Raw genomic sequence first — 21,157 nt, 5'->3', positions numbered from 1 at the left:
GGGGGGGCGGTGTGGTCAGCGCGGCGACGGACTCGCCCTCGCCGATGCCGCTTTGACCGGCCGCGGGACCGGGGTCGGTTTCACCGCCTTCGGGCGACAGGCGCTGGGTGAACTTCGTTCCCTCGCCGGCAGCGGCCGGTGCCGGTGCATCGGCCGCGGGCTTGGCCGGCGCCGGCTTTACCAGCGGTTCGGTCGAGACCGTCTTGGTGTCGCCGCCGAGGCCCAGCATCGAGCCAAAGGCATCCTTGTTCAGCCAGATGCCATAGCCGCCGCCGGCGACCACTAGAAGCGCGACGACAGCCGCGATCAACCCGCCATAGCTGCGCCTGCGCTCGGCTGGGCGCAGGCGCTGGAACGTGTCCGCGACCGGCTGCTCGTCATTGGCGAACACATCGGCGCTGTCGTCGTCGGCGTCCAGCTCCACGGCTTGCTTGTCGATGGTTTCTGCACGCGCCGCAGGCGACGGCGGTGTCGGCGCGGGCCTCTGCCAGCTCGGCTCTGTCCTGGCGGTCGGCGCCGGCTGCACCGGTTTCGCCGGCTGCCAGGCCGGCGCAGGCGTGGCGGAAGGCTTTACATGACTGGACTGGTTCTTGTTGCGGTCGATGGAGGAGAAGATGTGCTCCAGCTCCGCCAGCGGATCGGATGCCGGCACCGCCCTGGCATAGTCGCGCTCGACGCTCGAGATGGCATCTTCCAGGGATCGCTTCTGCGTGCTTATGGCTTCCGTGGCCAGCGGCGGCGAATACTCCGCAAGCTTCTTCGCCAGCATGGTACGAACGCTTTCATAGATCCGCGTACGCTTTTCGGGCGTTTCGTCGCCGTGCTTGTCGAGCGCCTTTTTCAGAATAGCAACGAAATCTGCCATGCTTCAGTCGACCTGTATTTGTTTCCGCGCCGGCCCCCGCAAATCGGCCGCGATGCCCGGAAAGGCTTCAGAAAACTAGTCTTGAAACGGATCGGTCACAAGTATCGTGTCGTCCCGTTCCGGGCTGGTGGAAAGGAGCGCGACGGGTGCGCCGATCAGCTCCTCGATGTAACGGACGTATTTGACGGCCTGCGCCGGAAGGTCGTTCCAGCTGCGCGCGCCGGCGGTGGTGCCTTTCCAGCCTTCGAGCGTCTCGTAGACCGGCTCGACACGCGCCTGCGCGCCCTGGCTGGCCGGCAGATAGTCGATCGTTTCGCCGTCGAGACGGTAGCCGGTGCAAACCTTGATCTCATCCAGCCCGTCGAGCACGTCGAGCTTGGTCAGGGCGATGCCCTTGATACCGTTGACGGCGACGGCCTGGCGCACCAGCACGGCGTCGAACCAGCCGCAACGGCGTTTGCGCCCGGTGACGACGCCGAATTCGTGGCCACGCGTACCGAGAAATTCGCCGATCTCGTTCTTCTGCTCGGTCGGGAACGGGCCTTCGCCGACACGCGTCGTATAGGCCTTGGTGATGCCCAGGACATAGCCGATGGCGCCGGGGCCAACCCCCGAGCCGGCGGCTGCCTGGCCGGCAACGGTGTTGGACGAGGTGACGAACGGATAGGTGCCGTGGTCGATGTCGAGCAGCGTGCCTTGCGCGCCCTCGAACAGGATGCGTTCGCCGGCGCGGCGCTTGTCGTCGAGGATTTTCCAGACGCGGTCCATATAGGGCAGGATCTCATCGGCGACCGAGGTCAGCTCGGTCATGATCGCCTCATGCGTGACTTCGCCATGGCCAAGCCCGCGACGCAGCGCATTGTGATGCGTCAGCAGCCTGTCGACCTTGAGAGGCAGCGTTTCCAAATCCGCCAGATCCATCACCCGAACCGCGCGCCGGCCCACCTTGTCTTCATAGGCTGGGCCGATGCCACGACGCGTCGTGCCAATTTTCGTCCCGGAATTGGAGGCGGCGTCCTCGCGGAATCCGTCCAGCTCCCGGTGCAGCGACAGGATAAGCGCGGTGTTTTCGGCTATTTTCAGGCGGTCCGGCGTGACCTCGACGCCTTGCGCCTTGAGTTTTGCCACTTCGGCGACAAAGGCGTGCGGGTCGAAGACGACGCCATTGCCGATGATCGACAGCTTGCCTTGCCGCACCACGCCCGACGGCAGCAGCGACAGTTTGTAGACCTTGCCATCGACGACCAGCGTATGGCCGGCATTGTGGCCGCCCTGGAAGCGCACGACCACGTCGGCGCGCTCCGACAACCAGTCGACGATCTTGCCCTTGCCTTCGTCGCCCCATTGCGAGCCGACGACCACCACATTGGCCATGTTTCTTTTCCCTTGAGATGCCGCCCTGGCGGCCTGGATATGGTTCGAAACGACAGGCCTCTATAGCGTCAAGACCTCGCAAGCGCGACCTTTCTTTGCCGTCGAAAATGCCCTGAGGCACAACAATTTTCGGCTTTGACATCATTTACTTGCGTCGGCGGGGGCAATAGGCCGGCAAACACAACTTCCCAGGCGGCCGGAATCCCGCATGCATCGACGCGCCTACCTGTTCCTGCTGCTGACCACCTTGCTGTGGGGCGGCAATTCCGTCGCCGGCAAGCTGGCGGTCGGTCACGTCTCGCCGATGACGCTGGTCTTCCTGCGCTGGGTGCTGGCCGTCGCGATCCTGCTGCCGATCGGCTGGCGCACGATCAGGGAGGACTGGCCGGTGGTGCGCAAACACTGGTTCGTCCTGGCTGCACTTGGCGCCAGCGGCTTCACTCTGTTCAACACCATTTTCTACACCGCGCTCAACTACACGACGGCGATCAATGTCTCGATCGAACAGGCGGCGATGCCGGTCTTGATCATCATTGCCAATTTCTTCTTCTTCCGCCTGCGCGTGAGTTGGGCGCAGATTGCGGGCGTGGTGCTGACCATCTTCGGTGTCATCTTGACTGCCTGCCACGGCGATCCGCGCCGGCTGCTCACATTGGAACTCAATTTCGGCGACGCCATCATGCTGGTCGCGGTCGTCCTCTACAGCGGTTATTCGGTCGGGCTGCGGCTGAAGCCGGTGATGCGCTGGCAGAGCCTGATGTTGTCCCTGGCGATCGCTGCCCTCATCACCTCGCTGCCGTTCTTCCTGTGGGAGGTCGCCGCCGGCAAGGTTATCGTCCCCGATATCAGCGGCTGGGTGGTCATCGTCTATACCGCGATCGGCGCTTCGGTCATTTCGCAGATCACTTACATCAGGGGCAACGAACTGATCGGCGCCAACCGTGCCGGGCTGTTCATCAATCTGGTGCCGATCTTCGGCACGCTGCTGTCAGTGCTGATCGTCGGCGAGACATTCCAGCTCTACCAGGCGCTGGCGCTCGTCCTGGTGCTGGGCGGCATTTCGCTCGCCGAATACAGCGGGCGCAAGATGGCGGCACCGAACCGCCGCGGATAACATTTGGCTGCTGCCGCGCTGCGCCGCCGTCGCGATAACTGCTGCCGCGCGCCGACCTGGAACATTTTACCTCTGGCGGAGTTTGCTTGCGTGGGAGGCAACAAGATGAGCCATAACCCTCGCAGCACGGCAAGCATTGCCGGTCACCCCATTCATCCAATGCTGATTCCGTTTCCGATCGCCTTCTTTGTCGGCACCTTCGTTTGCGATCTGATTTTCTGGCAGACAGCCGATCCCGGGTGGGTCACCGGATCGCTTTGGCTTCTCGGCGCCGGCCTGATCATGGGCGCCTTGGCCGCTCTTACCGGCCTGACGGATGTCCTCGGCGATGTTCAGATCCGCAATCTCACGACGGCATGGCTCCATGCCGGCGGCAACGTTCTCGTCGTGCTGATCGAGCTTTACAACTGGTACTCGCGTTATGTCGCTGGAGCGGCGGCCGTGATCCCGATCGGCTTTATCTTATCGCTGATCGTGGTTCTGATCCTGCTGTTTACAGGGTGGAAGGGCTGGGAACTGGTCTATCGGCATCGCGTGGGCGTCTCCGACGGCTCAGACGAATTGACCTGAACCGGCCTCTGCGACGGCCGCCCCAATGATGGGGGGAGGACCGCCGCATCCGCCAAGCCGTCAACTACATTGCGTTGACGTCGAACTGCAGCCGCTTGGCTGAGTCGATGGACTTGTGCGCCTTGACCTGTTCCAGCACTTTCTCCGGGAACGGCGCGTCGAGATAGAGCAGCGCGATCGCGTCGCCGCCCGGCCGGTTGCGGCCGAGCTGGAAGTTGGCGATGTTGACGCCGTTCTCGCCGCACACCGTGCCGAGCAGGCCGATAATGCCGGGCGCATCGGCATTGGTTGTGTAGAGCATGTGCTGGCCGACCTCGGCGTCGAGATTGATGCCCTTGATCTGGATGAAGCGCGGCTTGCCGTCGGAGAAGCAGGTGCCGGCGATCGAGCGCGTCATGTGCTCGGTCTTCACCGTCAGCTTGATGTAGCCGTCGAACACGCCCGACTTGTCGCGCTTGACCTCGGCGACGATGATGCCGCGCTCCTTCACCATGATGGGCGCCGACACCATATTGACGTCGGCGACCTGCGGCCGGATCAGTCCGGCAAGCGCGGCACTGATCAGGGCACGCGTGTTCATCGTCGCGGTCGAGCCATCGAACAGAATTTCGACCTCGTTGATCGGGTCCTCGGTGACCTGGCCGACAAAGGCGCCGAGCACTTCGGCGAGCTTGACGAACGGCTTCAGCCGCGGTGCTTCCTCGGCCGTGATCGAGGGCATGTTGATGGCATTCGAAACCGCACCCTTGATCAGATAGTCGGCCATCTGCTCGGCTACTTGCAGCGCAACGTTTTCCTGCGCTTCCGCTGTCGAGGCGCCGAGATGCGGCGTTGCCACCACATTCTCCATGCCGAACAGCGCATTGTTTTCCGCCGGTTCGACCTCGAACACATCGACGCCGGCGCCCGCCACCTTGCCGCTCTTCAGCGCCGCGACCAGGTCGGCCTCGACGATGAGCCCGCCACGCGCGCAATTGATGATGCGCACGCCGTTCTTCATCTTGGCGATCGCCGCCGCGTCGATGATGTTGCGCGTCTTGTCGGTCAGCGGCGTGTGCAGCGTGATGAAATCGGCGCGGGCGAAAAGCTCGTCCAGCTCGACCTTGTCGACGCCGAGTTCCTCGGCGCGCTTGTCCGACAGGAACGGGTCGAAGGCGACGACATGCATTTTCAGGCCGACCCCGCGCGTGGCGACGATCGAGCCGATATTGCCGCAGCCGATGACACCCAGCGCCTTGCCGGTGATCTCGACGCCCATGAAGCGGTTCTTTTCCCATTTGCCGGCATGGGTCGAGGCATTGGCCTCCGGGATCTGCCGTGCGAGTGCAAAGATCATCGCCACCGCATGTTCGGCTGTGGTGATCGAATTGCCGAAAGGCGTGTTCATCACGATGATGCCCTTGCGGCTCGCCGCGGGGATGTCGACATTGTCGACACCGATGCCGGCGCGGCCGACGACCTTGAGTCTTGTCGCGGCGTTGATCAGTTTTTCCGTGACCTTGGTCGCCGAGCGGATGGCAAGACCATCATACTGGTCGATGACTTCAAGCAGCTTTTCCTTGTCCTTGCCGAGATCGGGCAAATAGTCGACCTCGATGCCGCGGTCCTTGAATATCTGGACGGCGGTGGTGGAGAGTTTGTCAGAGACGAGAACGCGGGGCGCCATGGCGGCCTCCTTGAATTGGATTGTCGGGAAAGGGCGGCCCGCAGGCCACCACGAAATCTCAGGCTGCGGCCTTCAGCGAAGCCTTCTGCGTGGCGAAGGCCCAGTCGAGCCAAGGCAGCAGCGCTTCGAGATCGGAGGTCTCGACGGTGGCGCCGCACCAGATGCGCAGACCGGAAGGTGCGTCACGATAGGAGCCGATGTCGTACGCGACGCCTTCCTTGTCGAGCACAGAGACGATCGCCTTGGCGAAAGCCGCCTGCCCGTCGGCGTCGAGCGCCGCGACATCGGCGTCGGTGAAGGACAGACATACGGACGTGTTGGACCGTGTCGCCGCATCGACCGCGAGATGGCCTAGCCAGGACGATTTGTCGACAAAGCCATCGAGCACGGCGGCATTGGCATCGGCTCTGGCAATCAAGGCATCGAGACCGCCGATCGACTTCGCCCAATGAAGTGCATCGAGATAGTCCTCGACGCACAGCATCGACGGCGTGTTGATGGTCTCGCCCTTGAAGACGCCTTCGATCAGCTTGCCGCCCGAGGTCAGGCGGAAGATTTTCGGCAGCGGCCACGCCGGCTTGTAGGTTTCCAGTCGCTCGACGGCGCGAGGCGACAGGATCAGCATGCCGTGTGCGCCCTCGCCGCCCAGCACTTTCTGCCAGGAGAAAGTGACGACATCGAGCTTCTGGAAATCGAGCCTCTGCGCGAATGCCGCCGAGGTCGCGTCGCAGATGGTCAGGCCTTTGCGGTCGGCTGGAATGAAATCGCCATTCGGTACGCGCACGCCTGAGGTCGTGCCGTTCCAGGTGAAGACCGCATCGCGGTCGAAATCGATCTTGGTGAGATCCGGCAGCTCGCCATAGCCTGTCTCGATCTTTCTGATATCGACTAGCTTCAGCTGCTTGACCACGTCGGTGACCCAGCCGGAGCCAAAGCTTTCCCATGCCACCATGTCGACACCGCGTTCACCGAGCAGCGACCACAGCGCCATCTCGACAGCACCCGTGTCCGACGCCGGCACGATGCCGATGCGGTAATCGGCCGGAACCTGGAGAATCTCGCGCGTCAGCTCGATCGCCTGTTCGAGCTTGGTCTTGCCGATCTTGGCGCGGTGGGAACGGCCGAGCGCAGCATTCTTCAGTGCCTCGACCGACCAGCCGGGGCGTTTTGCGCAGGGACCTGAGGAGAAATTGGGGTTTGCCGGACGGAGTCCGGGCTTCGTATGCGTCGTCATCGTGGTCTATCCTTCCAGATAGTGGCCCCTCGTTGGGGAGGGGTGGCCCACTCGCCGCATTACCGGAAGGCCGGGAAAAGCGCAAGTCCTGCTGCAACTTGCCATGTCGGTTCATACTTGATCGTGCAGAACGATGCGGGAACTTGCGGGGGGAAGTGGCACAAATCTGACACATGCGCGTTCGACGTTTGTTCATGCGGGTCGGCAAATTTGCACACCCCGCCCGACGCGGTGACGATCGCTGCCTCTTGGTACCGGGCAAATGCGGCGACGTGCGCGCATCCCGTAATTCCGGCCCTGCGTGGGCGATTCGGATTGACGCCATTGCAGGCGATCGCGGCCCTGCGCGAGGCCGCGCGGTCATGAGCATCGACGTCATGACGAAGGTGATCCAGCGGGCGCCGGTTTCCGGCAGCCGGTTCACATGCATGCTCGTCATGGCGAATTGGTCCAACGACGATGGCGACAGCCTCTACCCTTCAATGGACTTGCTCGCCGAGGCAATGCGCGTCAGCCGCTCCCAGGCCAAGCGCGTGTTGCGCAGCCTGATGCCTGGCGGGGCGGATGACGAAGCGGCGGGTGACTGGTGGTTTCGCGTCGTCGGAAATGAAAAGGGCGGCGCTCCTGGGATGACCAGGCGCTACGAGATGAACGTCGCACGGCTGGACGCTTTTCAGCTTCTGCCAGAGTTCGAAAAGGCGGCAGAGCGACGCCGAAATAAAGGTGATACGGGGCGCACCCATGCCCTCCCTGCGAGCCGTCAGAGGGGGCGCATGGATGCGCCCCCTCTCAGCTGCCAGACGGGGCGCACCCATGCGCCCCCACGGGGCGCACCCATGCGCCCCGACTCGTCAGAAGAACCATCAATTGAGAGAGAGCGCGCGATGGATAACTTCGATCAAGCACTGAAGCGATGGCCTGTTGTCGATAGCCCCAAGGCTGCACGGAAAGCATGGGAGGCGCTGTCGCTAGATGATCGCATCGAGGCCTTGAGCGAGATCGACAGGTTCGTCGCGATCAACCGATCAGCAGGCCGAAAGCTGATCTGTAGCTTCACCAGGTATCTCGCCGAAAGGATGTGGAAGGCATTGCCCGAGCGGATCAAGCCTGTCCAGCCACGGCGGCCGGCAGGACCGGCAAAGCCTGCCGGCCCATCGCCATTCGAGCGCAAGCACGGATGGCGGTCGTCAGCCGAGGCAAAGCCGTGACACCGGGGAGGGGGGTGGGTCAATCTCTACGACCGATGGGGCCGCCAACCGCATGGGGCTCACTCACAGGTTTTTTTCTTGGCGCCGTATTTTTTGCTGCCGAACCGATATTTGAACACTCGCCGACCGGGGCGCGCCGGTGAGCACTCGAAAAACAACAAACGACATCAGTGACTTACCTGCGCGCACCAGTTTCGTGAGCGCGAAAGCATGCTCGAATCGTTCGATTAATTTCGTTTGTGAGCCGGTGCAGCTCGGGCTGCCTGGTCTGCCGACTGCAACGGCTTGCTGCCGGCATTGCGGCGAGATGTTCGCGGTCGGCCAAGCGCGCCGCGGTCGGCCACAGGCATTCTGCTCGCCTCCTTGCCGCCAGGCGCATGGCGCCGCGCAGCGCGAGGGGTGGCGAATAGCGCGGGGCGACGGATCATCCTCGCCGCATGCCGAGGGCCAGACCGGCGAAACCGCCGGTTGCTGGACCTGCGGCAGCGCGTTCGCAACAGCGCCGAAACGTGCTGGCCGCCTGGCTCGTTTCTGTTCTCCGGCGTGTCGGCACAAGGCCGTGCTACGTCGCCGGGCGGCGTGGCGCGCGCGCCGCCGTCGGATCCCCGCGCCGTGAAATCCGATTTGCTGATTTTCAACTGCGCCTTACGGGATGAATTGATCCGCCGCGCTTATGCAGGCGACAAAACGGCGCTTCGCCTGCTAATCCCCGCGCTGCCAACAGACATGCCGCCTTCTGTGGTGACGGCATTTCGAGACCACCACCTCCGCGAGCTTCGGCGATGGCTGCAGGCAGAGATACCGAACGTCACAAAACATCGCTGTGCAACCATCATCACGGCGGCCGCCGCCAGTCTCCTTGCTGGCCGCGGCCTAAGCGATCGGTCCCCGTTCGATCTGCTGAAAATCGAAGAGCGGTCCTATCTCGAGGCGGCGGTCTCCGAGTTGATACACTGGACCCGGAAGTGGCCGCGCACCGTGAAAGCGATTACGAAAATCATCGGCTAATGTTGGAACTTTTTCACCCTTGAAACTTCCAAGATATTTCGGCGACGGTCGCGGAATGAACCTGTTCAGCAAACCATCATCCGACACTGATCTGACAGCATTTGTTGCCGATCTACGCCAGAAGTTGTCCAACGCAAAGCCGGGCCAACTGCTCGCCGCTGAGCGCCGATTGACGCTCGCGCGCGGCGCCAGAGCGGAGATCAACGAACGGCTCCGTGATCTAATCCGAACTTCGCGGGAGGATGGCGCTGGAGGCCGGGAAACAGTGAAGGCGATTAAGACGATCCAAGAGGAGCTCGCAGCTGCCGACGAGAAGATCGGCAAGTTGCGGGTTGAACTGAAGACGGAGCGCGAGCGGTTCGAACCGACCCTAATGAAGGTGATTCAGCCCTATCGTACCCGTATCGCGGACCTGATCGCCACGGCGGTCATTCACGTGGCGGCGGCCGCCGAAGGGCTGCGCACAATGGAGGAATTCCAAGCCGCCGCGGGAGCGCCTATGGCCCGATCATCCGATCGTTTGCCCAATGTGGCCATTCTCTGTCAACTCGCCGAGGAGCTTCGCAAGTGAGCGAGATCAGCCCTTGGACAATTCGCGGCTTGGCTTTGCCGTTCGACGAGGAAACCTGGTTCGCAGGCGCATGGGAAAGCGTGGCCCCATGCGCGATCACCCTCGGCGCCGGGAACGTTGGGATGTTCTTCGCAAGCCACAGCCAGCAAGTACCTTGGGCCTCGACAGGACGGAGCACGCTGCGATTGTTCACCGATGAGCGTGGCCTCTGGTTTGAAGGCGAGCTCGCCAACAGACCAGGTGGCGCCGAACTCTTGGCTTCCATTGGAAGCGGTGCCGTTGACGGCTGTTCAGTCTACTTTGCTTCCGAACTGCGAGGCAGGGAGGGTGTCGAAAGAGGAGAGCCGTTCAGGCGGATCCTTGAGGCCCGCGTCGACCACATATCGCTGTGTGCTGACCCGGCTTACTGCGGCACGGGCGTCTGGCGTGCTGACGTCGATGAGTACACCCTTCCTGCTCGACTGCGCTCCCTTGCCAGGCAATGGGTTGCGGCTGACAGAAAGTCTCAGCGGGAACATGGCCGTGCGCCCGCTGGCATGCGCGGCGGTGCCGCGACCTTGGCGGCGGGGAGCGTCCCTCGACAAGATGTTCCCCGCCGGTCCAAGGTGCCTGCATCTGTTCGAGCTATCTTGGCCGACCCAGAGATGGAAGCCGCGTTTCATCAGGGCCTTCGAAGCGCGTCTTCCCTGGTTCGGCGATGATGACCACCGCCCGCGATCTGCTCACCGCCGCGCACGAGGGCATGACGCCGGCCGAGATCGCCGCGCATGCGATCGACCGGGCCGACGAACTCGAGCAGATGCACCAGGCTTTCAACGCTGCCGCCTCAGCGCACAATGGCCTGGTGACCTCGCTCGCCAACCTGGTTGCCACCCAGAAATCGGCGGTGCCTGCCTGCCGGGACATGCAGAGGTCGATCAATGGTCGATAGGATGCCGGCGCCGGCCACCTTTCCGAACCTCTACCAGTCGCAAAGCGCTGGCGGCGATTGCCTGGGCTCTGCTTTGGCCGGCTCTCTATGGTCGGTGTCGGCGTTGGATGAGCCCAAGGAGGGCGACATCGTCGCGATCTGGCTTGTGCCAGGGCGCTTTTCAGACGGAACCGAGGGTGACAGCATCGGCCACCGCGTGGCGCGCGGTGAGGCCTGCCTGATGAAGGTTTTGCTCACCCAGGATGCCACCCGCATTACCGTGATGACGCTCAAGCCTTTGGCAACCGCGACAATCTTGAGAACCGACATCGTTGCGATGCACAGGGCATTCGCAGTCCGGACTCCGGACGGCATTCAGCGCTTCCTACGGCTGCAGGGAGCCGGTTGATGGTCTGGTTTGCAACGCCGGACAGTTCAAATGTCGGGTCGTCTTGGGGCGGCTGGGGTTCCGAGCAGACGACAAAGCAGCCCGACCCCGTTTCTTCTGCTGCACCTTTTTCTTTTTCGTCAGTCCTTGGCCGACAGATCCCGATCGTTGTCGGAACCTATCCGGTCGATGGAATTCCGGTTATTGGCGGTGCCGCCACGGTCACCAACATATCAGGATACACGCAGGTCAAGTTGACCTCACTGCAGGGCTTGAGCGACGTCGGCGGCACGGGCTGGCTGAACAATGACCCGTTCTCCCGCGTCGCGCTGGTGCCGATCCAGGGCGCGAGCCAGGTCGCATCCATGGGGTATCTGCTGGCCTACGATCCCTTCGGGGACGGTTACAAGCTTGTGCAACTCAAGGTCAACGACGAGGTGGTCTTCGACGCCGAGAAAGGTTTCGGAGCATCGACCACGTTCCGCTTTTATGGGGGCACGCAGACCGAAGCCGACCCGATCACGAAGGCTGTCATCGGCACCAATGCCGGAGCATGGCAGAACTTCGCCATGGTCTATCTCGACGGCTTTTCGGCAACCAGCCCGCCGACGGTGAAGGCGGTGATTTCCAACGCGGCAACGGAGACGGGCACAGGCGGCGATATCGCGTGGACGGGTGAGGCACCAAGCGGAATTCTGAACGCCTTCCCAAATGGTTCGGCCTATGATCCGGCCGAGGGTGTGATCTATCAGATCTTCGACCCGACGGATATTCCCAGCCTCACTCAAATCTATCTTGCGGTGCTGGACGTCGACACACTTCAGGAGCGCTATCGGGTGCCGCTTGAAGGCTCCGAACCCTATGCCGTCGGCCGGGATGTCAACGATTCTCAGCTGACCATTCCGATTGCGATGGCGGGCACCGGTTTGCTCTTGATCCAGTTGTACGGCGCGGAGGCGACGCCTCGTCTATCCGGGATCTACGATTCTGCGACTGGGCACCTCATCGCGTCTCAAATCGACACCGCCAATATGATCTGGCTGACGGTGCAGCAGTTCGGTCAACTTTGGATCTTTATCGGTCACAATTTCGACGCCGGCATGGGAGTCACCGGCATCTTTGATCCCGCCGAGGGAACTTTCGAAGTCGATCCTGAAGGTTTCCCCGGCAGATATCTGGTTGTGAACGGCAGGGTGACCACTGAGTTCACGTCTTTCTTCACCGCAACGTCGAGCTTTACGGGCGATGCAGACATCTACGAGTTGCGCTTCAACGGTGATGCCTGGACCTCAACGCTGCTGCACTCGCTCACTGGCCTGTCCGGCTTGTCGGCAAGCGTGCTCTGGTTCGACCCGGCAACCGGCTATCTTGTGGTCGGCTCCGCTCTGGACGGCTCGATCAATCGATGGCTCTACATCGACCCTGAAGACGGGTCGGTGATCGACACCTTCGACACGGCCAAGATGGGGTTCAATTCGGTCTTCACACTGCCCCGCTTGCACAACCGCCTAATCAGCCTGCCTGGCTTCGTGATGATGCTCTGGTCCGACGGCGATCCCGACGAGCCCGCTTATGAAATTATCACGCTGGATATCCAGGCAAAGACGATTTCCACCTTCGCCGATGAAGTGGTGCCGAGGTTCACCGTTGGCGAATTTTCATACCTGATCGCCGACCAGGGCCGATCGCTCTGGATGAGCGCCCTTGGCGAATATGTGTGGACGGTTCACAGGCAGCCGAACACCATTCCTGGCTCGGTCAGCCTCAGGTGGATGCTCACCAAGATCATGTCTCTGGCTGGCTACACTCCAGAGGAACTTACCTTCGACGGTCCCGACTGGGGCGGCGACCCCGACCCAGAACCAGATCCGGATCCTGAAGAACCCGAAGACGCCTTGGTCGCTCTCAAGTTCCTGACCGAGGTCTACACCGTTCATGGCGACACCGCGGCGGCCGCCGATGTCATCGACAAACCTGAGCGCGTCGGTGCCAGCGGTCTTGAGATCCCGTTGGAGGAAGCCGACGGTGTCGTCTCTGCGATCGGCGATTGCCTGGCCGATCTGCTCACGATGTACTGGACGGTCGTGATCGAGTGGGAGGAGCTGACCACGGATGGCGCCACCTATCTGCTGTATCTGGCCGATGTCGATGACAATCACACGATAGTCATTGAGCGCAGCACCGCTTTCACCGGCCTGCGTGTTGACACGCACGAGGCGAGCAACAACACCCGGAACGTTGAGATTAACACCTCGCATGGCCCAGGCGTCCACAAGATCGCGGTGACCAGGACCGACGCCTTCATCAGCATGTCCTGCGACGGCAGCGATGTCGTTACCCAGGTGGTCGCGCCGATCTCGATGAACCCAATGGCAACGGCTTCGTTCGGCGGTGACCCAACCGAGGGTTATGGGAGCAACAACAACACCTTCATCCGCAAGTTCTACCTGCTGCCGCCGCGGGACGACGCCGATCTGCCGGGGCTTTCGATAGTGGTGCCGTGAGGTCCGCAACGCCTTGGCTCGCCTTCGCGCTGTTCGCTGGTGTCGTGCTGGCGCTGGCAATGGCCGTTCTGGTCCGCGTCTCCTCCAAAAATCCCCCAGTTTGCTTTGCAACCAGGAACGGATTATCCATATACGCATTGCCATAAGGGATGCCGCAGACGTCCTTGGAATGGTTTTGAGGGACGAAAGGGTCGAAGAAGATGGCGGCGGCGGCTAGTAAGGTCACGCTTTTCGAAGGAGTTCTGGGGCTCGCCGTCGCGGTGTCGGTAGGCCTGCTCAGTGTCATTGTCGGATATCAGATTTCACAGGCTGGCACCCTCGGTGAACATTCCGAAAAGCTGAATGCGCTTCAGGCGTCGATTACGACCCGCATTGACACGCTCGAAACAAATCTCAGCGCAAAGCTTGATGACGCGGGCGCGACGCAGAAAACTATCCTCAAGGCCATGGACGTCAACGCCAATGATCCAACCAAGTTGCTCGTCCAAATGGGGGTTATTGGACAGGGCGATGCGTTCGCGGCGACTGTCCATGATGGAGGACTGTGGGTCATTCCGGTCCAAGACGCCGTTGCGGCCAAAATCGAAAAGGCGGGCTTAAAGCGACAGCAGATCAACAACGGCGTGACCGGCTATCGGGTCCTGGACCTGAAAGCAATGGCACCGCCATCGTTATCTGTCCAACCGCAATAGCCCGACGGCCAAGCCGAAATTCGCGACACCTAACTCACACCCCGCTGGGCTGGACTGGCTTGCCTATAAGCCGCGACTTATGCAATATCGCCACGTTCTCCAAAGCGAGGCGCGGCATGCTGGCACGGACAGATCGTCATCCCTGCGATATCCACGCCATTGCCCGCACATGCGGCGTCACCCTGCACGACAGCGCCGATAATCGGTCGACCGGCCGCAAGCCTGGCCACTGCTACTGCAAACCCGCGGTCCGCGACATAGGGCGCCGGTACGGGGAATCGCACCTCGCCCTGGTGCTGAAGCTCATCAACTCGACTGGCAACGGCCTTGAGCTCCATGCCGCCACGCTGCAGGCTGTTTCCTATCTGGTCCGGATCGAGGTCATGCCGATCGGCTCGGGCTTGTTCGAGGCCCTCGACAGGATCGACCTTGGCCACGTCCGTCGGCTTGCCAAGGCGATGCCAGGCAGCACGGCAAACAACATGGTGGCGATGCTGTATCCGATGCTGGCCGGAACGGCGCTGTTCGAGAAGGTGGCAGCATGACCGAGATCGAGGGTGTGGGCACCTATCGCCTTCCCAATCAATGGCAGGGGCAGCGGCTGAGGCGCCTTCGAGGCGATGAACGCCATACCGCTGTGCTGGCGATCGGTTGCGGGATGACCGTCAGGCAGTTCAACAAGCTCCCCGCCGACAAGCAGCAAGAAGTGCACAAGGCTTATCTGGCGCTGATGTCGCCATCCAATGTCGTGCCTCTGGCGGAGCCGGCCGCAACACGCGCCATCCCCCGCGGGCATCTATCCGACGGTCAGAAGCTCGCCATCGGCCGCTGGCTGCTGCACCATAAGGCCTCTCTGCCTCACGGTCATTTCGGGCCATGGCTCGACAAGCAGGATGGCGTGCTGGCGGGCTTCTGTGAGGCACCCACATTCAAAGGCGACAGGGCACCTGTTAACGAGCACATCGCCGCATGAGGTACGCAAAATCCTCGAACCGTTCTGTGAATTCTTTCAACGGCCCGAGCGCCTGATCTTTGGCGGCCACCATCGCGTCGAAAGCTTCAAGCTCCGTGCCGTGCAACTGTGGCCGCGCAGAGGGGTAGTCCACGCTTTCGAGCGCTTGAACAAATTTGCGGCTACCTCCAGCCGCCTCGTCCGACGGTCCAGCGAGGGCTTCACATATCGAGGTATCGGTCTGTGCGGCGGCGGCAGATAAGCCGGAAGCGACAATCAGAATTGCTGCTAGTATAGACGTCTTCATCCTATGCGGCACAGTAATACCCCTCCCGTTATTTCCCCGCTTCAGCATCGCGCAACTGGCAGGCGCGCGCAAGCGTCGCCTCGAAACACTTCGGGCGGTCGCACTGTTCGCATTTCAGTGTCTCCCAAAGCTGCCCACTACCTGAAATTGTGGTGGGCTTTTTTGACTATTAGCGGAACCTGAAATTTGGGGGCTTGTTGATAGACCGGCAGCGAGTGGGTGTTCGCTGCTGGTCGAGGTCCCGCAAGACTCGGCCGGGCTCGCATCACCTACCCCGGTCGGTGCGAGCCCACTGTTGGGACCTGCATCCGCCCCTATTTGATACTAGGGGACGGTGGTTTCACCATCACGCGCAATTGCATCTGGTCGATCGTTGCGACGATGGCAGCCGCCAGCGCTTCCGCCTCATCCATGAGCCCCGGCCCATAGAGACCGTTCACCGCTTCCTCGCTGGGCAGCACGCCGGGCGGGCAGTGGTCCTCGATCGTGCGCCGGATGAGCGTCAACGCTGCCCGGCATTCGTCTGCTTCGATCTCCATAATTCTTGAAACATGCATTTGAGCTAAAATGTTCCGGAACCGATTTCAGGTTCGCGGCTTGAATCGCCGGACGGTGGGTCAGTGCATGCGTTTGAAGTTCGTCGCGCCGTTGATGCCGACCCTGGTGGAGAAGCCTCCCGAGGGCGACGACTGGATTCACGAAGTGAAGTTCGACGGCTACCGTTCGCAGCTCATCATCGATGAAGACGGGATCCGGATTTACACACGCAATGGCCACGACTGGACGGCGAAATACCGCGACCTGGTGACAGAGGCCAAGACCCTGGGCGCCGAAAGCGCGATCATCGACGGCGAGATCATCGTGTTGAACGATGCCGGCCTGTCCGACTTCGGCGAGCTGCGCAAGGCGATCACCCGCCGCCAGCAAGACCTCTATTTCGTCGCCTTCGATCTGTTGCACCTCAACGGGCACGATCTTCGCGATATGGCGCTCGAGGAGCGGCGCGAAATCCTCGCCAGTATGATCGAGCCGGGCGGCCGGATCCAGTTCAGCGAGCCGCTGCCGGGTGAAGCCAAGGCCATCTTTCACCTGGTCGACCAGGCCGGGCTCGAGGGAATGGTGTCGAAGCGCCGCGACAGCAAATACCGCAGCGGAGCGTCGACCAACTGGCTGAAGGCCAAATGCTATTCGATCGACGAGTACGAGCTGCTCGGCGTCGAGCGCGAGGCAGGCAAGCCGGCGTTCGCTCTCATGGCCGAGCGCGGCACCGGGCGCTATGTCGGCAGCGCTTTCGTCACCTTGAACCGCGAGATGCGCGAACGGCTCTGGAAACGCGTCCAGGAACACCCAGGAAAGGCGCCGAAGGGGATGAAGCGTCCGGCGACGCAGTGGGTCAAGCCGGGGCTGATCGGCCGCGTGAAGCACCTGCGCGGAGAGGAAGACCTGCGCCATGCCTCTTTGCAGGATTTCAGGGAAGAGACGCCTTAGCCGGGCGGCTTCTCACGCGGCTGTGCCGGCCCTGTTCCGTTCCATTGGATAAACTGCGCCTTTTGTCCGGTGATGGTCTCGATCGACTTCAACAGCGGTCGATGGACTTCACGCAGGGCTTGGTAGTGCTCGCTGTGGTACGCCAGAAGCGGCCCGACGATGCTCTTGTGCAGCGCTTCGGCTGCCGCCAGGAAGCGGTCGATTTCAGCCCGGGAAAGCTGTTCGGAAGGTTTGGTTCTGGCCATTTGGCGCTCTCCATTGAAGGGGGTCGCCGCAACGAGGACAATAATCCTACAGGCCGGGCCGGTTGGCAAGCGCAGTGTTGAGGACCCTCTACCGCCGGGCCTTCCGCCAGCCGGCGGCCCGTGCCTCCGCCTCGCTGCAGAACCAGCGCTCGCCGTACTGAGGACTGATCTTCGTCTCCCAGTAATGCTCCTGCCCTGGGACGTGATAAATCCGCTCGCCCGTATTGATAGAAATGTTGCCCTTGATCGCAGCTGCCGGCGCCGGCCGTGCGGGTGCCACTCAGCCAGCCAGTTGGGACGAGCCCGACGGCATTATCGAGCGCTTGTGGGTTCACGGTGAAAAACGCAGTCAAGGGAACCATCACCAGCGCCGGCAGATATTGCCATCGCCACAACCGCCGCCGCCTGGCGTTCTTGCGCCAGCGGTCGGCCTGATCCGCACCTCGATGACGCTGGACTTTGCCCACGCCTTTTGTTCCCCCGTGTGGGGGAAATGCGTCCATTGCGGGGGAGAGTCCAGCCTCCCAGCGACGACGGCATTCCATCGGGCGCGTAGGGACGCGCTGGCGGGTCTGTTCCTGCGGCGGTAAGCTGCCGCCGCAAAATGGGGGACAGGGCAGAATGACACGGGCGAGCATGGCATGAGCGCTGGCTACGTCGGGATACTGGTCGGCCTGCTGTTCGGCTTCATCGTCGCCGCCACCATTTGCGGCACGCTGGCAACGCTGATCCTGATCGAAAACCATCTGCGGAATTTGCTGGAGAGCGACCTGCGTCAGTGGCACGTTTCACGTGACCAGCACTGAAACAGTCACTCATCGGAAAAATTCTCCTCTCGATCGAGAGCGGACATGTACCTTGCGGATGCAGGCAAGATCCCGCAGCGACGGTCGAAGAAAATGTCGACCGCGCGACGGTCAGTTTTGTTAATCAGGCTGTCCTTAACGGGGAATTTGCGAGTCGCTCGGAGACGGTCGAGAGCCCGCACCGACAACCCGAAGAAAGCGCGCAGCTCCGTGTCGGTCATGAAGCGCGGTGCGTGAAAACATTCCCGTCCGGAATGTTTTTCGGCCACGTTGAAGGTTCGATCCATAAATGGTCCCATACTTTGCCGGGTCTGCAAATTTGCAGACCCGGCAAGCTCGTTTTTAGGCGGCGTTTGCAAGCCCTGTTGGGTACCAGATTGTGTGGTCGCCAGACGTCGACACCAGCTGGATGCCATGGAGGCAGTCAGCTTTGCGAATGTACGCCTCGCTCGACACGGCGATCGCCCTGCCATTCACGGCATGGTAGGTCCACCGCCATTGGCCGGCGCTGTCCTTGTAGACCCAGTACGAAGGAAAGGTGCGGTCGGCCATCAGATCGCTCCTCCCACATGGCCGGCCGATGCTCGGCTGCCGACATGCTTCCGTTCTTTCAGCACATCGTTGACGCGAGCCGGGTTCACACCGAACTTCGCCGCGATGTTGTGCTGAAACCAGCCTTCGGCCCGTAGTTTCCAGACCTCGATGGCTTCCGAGTAGGTGAGAGACTTGCGCATTTCATGTGAGGCCATTTTGGCGCTCCTGTTCACATTGTGTGATCTCAGGCTTGACCGATGGCTTTCACCCGGACATGCTTGTCCGGCTTTCAACAGCCTCGTCCCGCGCCTTCGATCGATTGAGCGGGATGCGATTTTGGAGAGCCGTCGCTTGGGAGGGAAACCGTGCGACGGCCTCTTCGAATCGCATTCACCCGAAAAGATATCATGGAAATTTCGGGGCTCGAGAGAGCCGTTCCCTATTTGATCTCAAATGGTCAAAAACCAGCATCAAAACAGCAACTTGAAGGGTGTGGAAACCGGGGGAAACGCCGCGCGTGGGACTGATCGGTTCCCGCTTAAGACCTATTTGACCCGAATCACCGCTTTAGAGCGGGCTGCTTTCTGAGCCGCACGCCTGGCCCTTCGCCGTTCTCAGCGACAAAGATCACGCCTGCCGATTCCAGAGCGGCTTGAATTGCTCGCGCAGAATCGTCGGAAATCTGCCGGCGGCTTTTTTCGAAGTCGACCACGGTGGAAAGCCCAAGGTTCGACGCTTCAGCCAGCCTCGGCTGCGTCCATTCGATCAAGGCCCGTGCGGCCCGGGATTGGCTGGGTGTAATCATTTCAACATTTTCTGTTGACGGCATTTGACCCGCAGCGTATCAACATAATCTGTTGATTGCAACGCTACTGGAGGAATTGAAATGCCGAACACGTCTGTTCGGGCAGCCGCCGAAGGCTTGCCCAATTATCCCCGAGAGTCACACGGCCTCGGCTTCGTACGTAAGCTGCTGATGGCCTGGGCTTCGCGTGCGGGAAACGAGCCCGCGGCGCGTAAACCAGTACAGGAGAGTTTCATGTATCAGCACGTCCACCGCAGAGCCTTGATCGCAGCTTCGACAGGCGCAGCATGTGCTTTGGCCGTCGCCGGGCCGCACAGCTCAGCGATAGCGGCGCCAGAGAGCTTCGAGAACTTCCGGCCCGACCCGGCGTTTGCCGCGCTCGATCGTCTCAAGGCCGCCGACCGAGCACTCAGCCGTTCTCATTGGCGTTTAGAAAATGCTGAGGCCCGGGCCCGCCCAACGCACGGGTTTTGGCCGAGTCGGCTGATTGCCTGGCGCCACTATTCCGCGATCGGCGGACGAGAAATTGAAAAGGCGCGCATCGAATTCCTGGGCCATCCGGGCGCCGACCTTGTGCGGATCGAGGAGGAGTATCACGACGCCAAAAAGCGCTATCGTGCGGCACTGCGGGCCGGCGATGATTGGGACAGGCGGGCAGGGCTGACCGAGGTTCGAAGCCGCGCACGCGAAGCCGGGAAAGCGTTCAGACGTGAGACGCGTCGACTTGCGCAAACGCAGGCAACGACGCCGGCGGGCGCAGCTGCCATGATCGATTTCGTGGCTCGCGACATGCAGACCGGCGATACCGAATGGCATCTTCCCGCTCTCAAGGCAGCCGCTGTCGCACTGCGCAAGATGGCTTGAAGGCTGTTTCAGGGTGACTGCTGCTGTAACCGCCTGAAGTGGTGGCTAATTTAGCCAGCGTCCCCGTTTAAAACCGTTCCCGACCGGAACGGTTTTTTTGATTGTCACAGGAAAGTATTCCGGGCGGGAAGACTTTAATGTTCCAGCCTGGAACATTTTCAATCAGGTGCTATCGGTCCGGCAGGTTTTTAGGTTTGACAGAGCGCCGAATCGAGGCGTAGAAAGTTCGTCAAAACCTAGAGGGCTTTTAGCATGCCATCCATTGGCGAGTTTACGCGATCGTTCGCCGCTATCATTGGCACCGAATTCGGCAGCGTTATGAAATTGCAACGTGTCCTTCGCGATGCCGGCCTGCTCACCACAGGTGCCAGGGGCATCAACGCGCCCGAGTTGGTACCATTGGACGCAGCGCGCATGCTGATCGCGGCCCTTGTCACCGACAAACCCTCGCTAGCCCCTTTGGCAGTGGTGGAGTTCGGCAATTTGCCCGCTGCCGATGCGATGTTAAGTGCGAGATCCGAGGAAGGGGAGATTTTCGCCGGCTGGACGGACAAAATGACGTTCGAGCAAGCGCTCGCTTTTTTGATCGAGGCCGCATCGACCGCGCCACCAGAGCATCGGCAAATCCTGACACGAAATATACAGGTTACGTGCGATCCAACTGAAATGAAGGCGACGCTGAGTTGGCGCGACGGATCATGCAGTTATAGCGCCGGGGGACCGTGGCTGATGCTGCTGGCCGAAGGAAAGACGGACCGGCTTGACGAAGTGGCCGCAGCGCAAGAGTCGGCCAGACTGCGTGCTCGGGCATTTGCGGGATACAGCGCGCGAATCTCAATTAATCGCAAAATGGACGGCGATCTCTTGTTGGAGGTGGCCGATCTGTTCCGCTCCAACAACATTGAAGCTGCCTCCGAAGCGCGGAGGGCTGGCTAATGACAGTTCGGTCTACATTGCTCCCGGAATACACGACGCCGGAACAGCTGGCCGAACACCTCGGCGTGTCAGCGCGATGGCTAAAGGAGAGAGCCCGCGAGCTCGGCGCCTGCTCT

The 21,157-nt window shown here is 61.5% G+C and carries 24 protein-coding genes and 2 pseudogenes; 15 read left to right on the top strand and 11 right to left on the bottom strand.

Translation table 11 applies throughout. The features are described 5' to 3' along the window. Both X751_RS148080 and X751_RS148085 read right to left on the bottom strand, forming a co-directional pair. Positions 1-865 (bottom strand): annotated as a pseudogene (locus tag X751_RS148080) (hypothetical protein); the annotation flags it as partial. Between the two features lie 75 nt (positions 866-940). Continuing rightward, positions 941-2,239, bottom strand: coding sequence for an adenylosuccinate synthase (locus tag X751_RS148085; protein WP_023684197.1), 1,299 nt, complete (start codon positions 2,237-2,239; stop codon positions 941-943). 208 nt (positions 2,240-2,447) lie between these two features. On the opposite strand from X751_RS148085, the gene X751_RS148090 reads away from it, so the two are divergent. Both X751_RS148090 and X751_RS148095 read left to right on the top strand, forming a co-directional pair. Next, the gene (locus tag X751_RS148090; protein ID WP_023699181.1) at positions 2,448-3,353 is read left to right on the top strand and encodes a DMT family transporter; all 906 of its coding nucleotides are present in this window, start codon (positions 2,448-2,450) and stop codon (positions 3,351-3,353) included. Positions 3,354-3,458: 105 nt separating this feature from the next. Next, positions 3,459-3,923: a DUF2231 domain-containing protein gene (locus X751_RS148095; protein WP_023745015.1), complete on the top strand. Its 465-nt coding sequence runs from the start codon at positions 3,459-3,461 to the stop codon at positions 3,921-3,923. Between the two features lie 64 nt (positions 3,924-3,987). On the opposite strand, the gene serA is transcribed toward X751_RS148095, so the two are convergent. Beyond that, a complete protein-coding gene (serA, locus tag X751_RS148100) occupies positions 3,988-5,589 on the bottom strand; it encodes a phosphoglycerate dehydrogenase (RefSeq protein ID WP_023745014.1) in 1,602 nt (533 codons plus the stop codon). Between the two features lie 58 nt (positions 5,590-5,647). Next, positions 5,648-6,823, bottom strand: coding sequence for a phosphoserine transaminase (locus tag X751_RS148105; RefSeq protein WP_023742248.1), 1,176 nt, complete (start codon positions 6,821-6,823; stop codon positions 5,648-5,650). A 362-nt stretch (positions 6,824-7,185) separates the two neighbouring features. Here X751_RS148105 and X751_RS148110 point away from each other — a divergent pair, with 362 nt between their 5' ends. From X751_RS148110 to X751_RS148155, 9 genes are all read left to right on the top strand, one after another. Next, on the top strand, positions 7,186-8,031 hold the full coding sequence (locus tag X751_RS148110; RefSeq protein ID WP_023745013.1) for a hypothetical protein: 846 nt from the start codon (positions 7,186-7,188) through the stop codon (positions 8,029-8,031). A 468-nt stretch (positions 8,032-8,499) separates the two neighbouring features. Further along, positions 8,500-9,039 carry a hypothetical protein gene (locus tag X751_RS148115; RefSeq protein ID WP_023745012.1) on the top strand — a complete coding sequence of 180 codons (540 nt, stop codon included), beginning with the start codon at positions 8,500-8,502 and terminating at the stop codon, positions 9,037-9,039. A 55-nt stretch (positions 9,040-9,094) separates the two neighbouring features. Further along, the gene (locus X751_RS148120) at positions 9,095-9,610 is read left to right on the top strand and encodes a hypothetical protein (protein WP_023745011.1); all 516 of its coding nucleotides are present in this window, start codon (positions 9,095-9,097) and stop codon (positions 9,608-9,610) included. 700 nt (positions 9,611-10,310) lie between these two features. Further along, positions 10,311-10,541: a hypothetical protein gene (locus X751_RS148130; protein WP_156936384.1), complete on the top strand. Its 231-nt coding sequence runs from the start codon at positions 10,311-10,313 to the stop codon at positions 10,539-10,541. A 1-nt stretch (position 10,542) separates the two neighbouring features. Next, on the top strand, positions 10,543-10,929 hold the full coding sequence (locus X751_RS148135) for a hypothetical protein (RefSeq protein WP_031247118.1): 387 nt from the start codon (positions 10,543-10,545) through the stop codon (positions 10,927-10,929). Beyond that, complete coding sequence (locus X751_RS148140; protein ID WP_023745007.1) at positions 10,929-13,412, top strand: hypothetical protein; 2,484 nt, start codon at positions 10,929-10,931, stop codon at positions 13,410-13,412. Before X751_RS148135 ends, X751_RS148140 begins: the two co-directional genes overlap by 1 nt. Positions 13,413-13,612: 200 nt before the next feature. Further along, positions 13,613-14,104: a hypothetical protein gene (locus tag X751_RS148145; RefSeq protein ID WP_023745006.1), complete on the top strand. Its 492-nt coding sequence runs from the start codon at positions 13,613-13,615 to the stop codon at positions 14,102-14,104. Positions 14,105-14,220: 116 nt separating this feature from the next. Then, complete coding sequence (locus X751_RS148150) at positions 14,221-14,649, top strand: hypothetical protein (RefSeq protein WP_023745005.1); 429 nt, start codon at positions 14,221-14,223, stop codon at positions 14,647-14,649. Next, positions 14,646-15,077 carry a hypothetical protein gene (locus X751_RS148155; protein ID WP_023745004.1) on the top strand — a complete coding sequence of 144 codons (432 nt, stop codon included), beginning with the start codon at positions 14,646-14,648 and terminating at the stop codon, positions 15,075-15,077. The genes X751_RS148150 and X751_RS148155 overlap by 4 nt, the downstream gene beginning before the upstream one ends. Positions 15,078-15,677: 600 nt before the next feature. Here X751_RS148155 and X751_RS148165 read toward each other — a convergent pair. Beyond that, positions 15,678-15,902: a hypothetical protein gene (locus tag X751_RS148165; protein WP_032892860.1), complete on the bottom strand. Its 225-nt coding sequence runs from the start codon at positions 15,900-15,902 to the stop codon at positions 15,678-15,680. 85 nt (positions 15,903-15,987) lie between these two features. Between X751_RS148165 and X751_RS148170 the strand changes: the two genes are divergently transcribed. Continuing rightward, positions 15,988-16,851: an ATP-dependent DNA ligase gene (locus tag X751_RS148170; protein WP_023745001.1), complete on the top strand. Its 864-nt coding sequence runs from the start codon at positions 15,988-15,990 to the stop codon at positions 16,849-16,851. On the opposite strand, the gene X751_RS148175 is transcribed toward X751_RS148170, so the two are convergent. Further along, positions 16,848-17,096: a hypothetical protein gene (locus X751_RS148175; protein WP_023745000.1), complete on the bottom strand. Its 249-nt coding sequence runs from the start codon at positions 17,094-17,096 to the stop codon at positions 16,848-16,850. The genes X751_RS148170 and X751_RS148175 overlap by 4 nt on opposite strands. An 88-nt stretch (positions 17,097-17,184) precedes the next feature. Next, positions 17,185-17,563, bottom strand: a pseudogene (locus X751_RS1000000167980) (hypothetical protein). A 174-nt stretch (positions 17,564-17,737) separates the two neighbouring features. Between X751_RS1000000167980 and X751_RS1000000167005 the strand changes: the two are divergent. Then, on the top strand, positions 17,738-17,902 hold the full coding sequence (locus tag X751_RS1000000167005) for a hypothetical protein (protein ID WP_023744999.1): 165 nt from the start codon (positions 17,738-17,740) through the stop codon (positions 17,900-17,902). Positions 17,903-17,907: 5 nt separating this feature from the next. On the opposite strand, the gene X751_RS148180 is transcribed toward X751_RS1000000167005, so the two are convergent. The 4 genes from X751_RS148180 to X751_RS148195 form a co-directional block, all read right to left on the bottom strand. Next, positions 17,908-18,189 carry a hypothetical protein gene (locus X751_RS148180; RefSeq protein WP_156936383.1) on the bottom strand — a complete coding sequence of 94 codons (282 nt, stop codon included), beginning with the start codon at positions 18,187-18,189 and terminating at the stop codon, positions 17,908-17,910. A 55-nt stretch (positions 18,190-18,244) separates the two neighbouring features. Further along, positions 18,245-18,454 carry a DUF1508 domain-containing protein gene (locus X751_RS148185; RefSeq protein WP_023744997.1) on the bottom strand — a complete coding sequence of 70 codons (210 nt, stop codon included), beginning with the start codon at positions 18,452-18,454 and terminating at the stop codon, positions 18,245-18,247. Next, positions 18,454-18,651: a hypothetical protein gene (locus X751_RS148190; RefSeq protein WP_023744996.1), complete on the bottom strand. Its 198-nt coding sequence runs from the start codon at positions 18,649-18,651 to the stop codon at positions 18,454-18,456. The genes X751_RS148185 and X751_RS148190 overlap by 1 nt, the downstream gene beginning before the upstream one ends. Positions 18,652-18,995: 344 nt before the next feature. Further along, on the bottom strand, positions 18,996-19,265 hold the full coding sequence (locus X751_RS148195; protein ID WP_031247114.1) for a helix-turn-helix transcriptional regulator: 270 nt from the start codon (positions 19,263-19,265) through the stop codon (positions 18,996-18,998). A gap of 210 nt (positions 19,266-19,475) precedes the next feature. Here X751_RS148195 and X751_RS148200 point away from each other — a divergent pair, with 210 nt between their 5' ends. Together X751_RS148200 and X751_RS148205 are read left to right on the top strand one after the other, a co-directional pair. After that, on the top strand, positions 19,476-20,105 hold the full coding sequence (locus X751_RS148200) for a hypothetical protein (RefSeq protein ID WP_156936382.1): 630 nt from the start codon (positions 19,476-19,478) through the stop codon (positions 20,103-20,105). Positions 20,106-20,357: 252 nt separating this feature from the next. Then, positions 20,358-21,041 (top strand): hypothetical protein, encoded by a 684-nt coding sequence (locus X751_RS148205; protein WP_023744993.1) that lies wholly within the window; start codon positions 20,358-20,360, stop codon positions 21,039-21,041. The last annotated feature ends 116 nt before the right edge of the window (positions 21,042-21,157 follow it).

The sequence above is a fragment of the Mesorhizobium sp. LNJC394B00 genome, from assembly GCF_000502555.1.
Classification (GTDB): domain Bacteria; phylum Pseudomonadota; class Alphaproteobacteria; order Rhizobiales; family Rhizobiaceae; genus Mesorhizobium.
The sequence above is the reverse complement of the archived record's forward strand: the minus strand, read 5'-3'. Positions and strand labels throughout refer to the sequence as shown.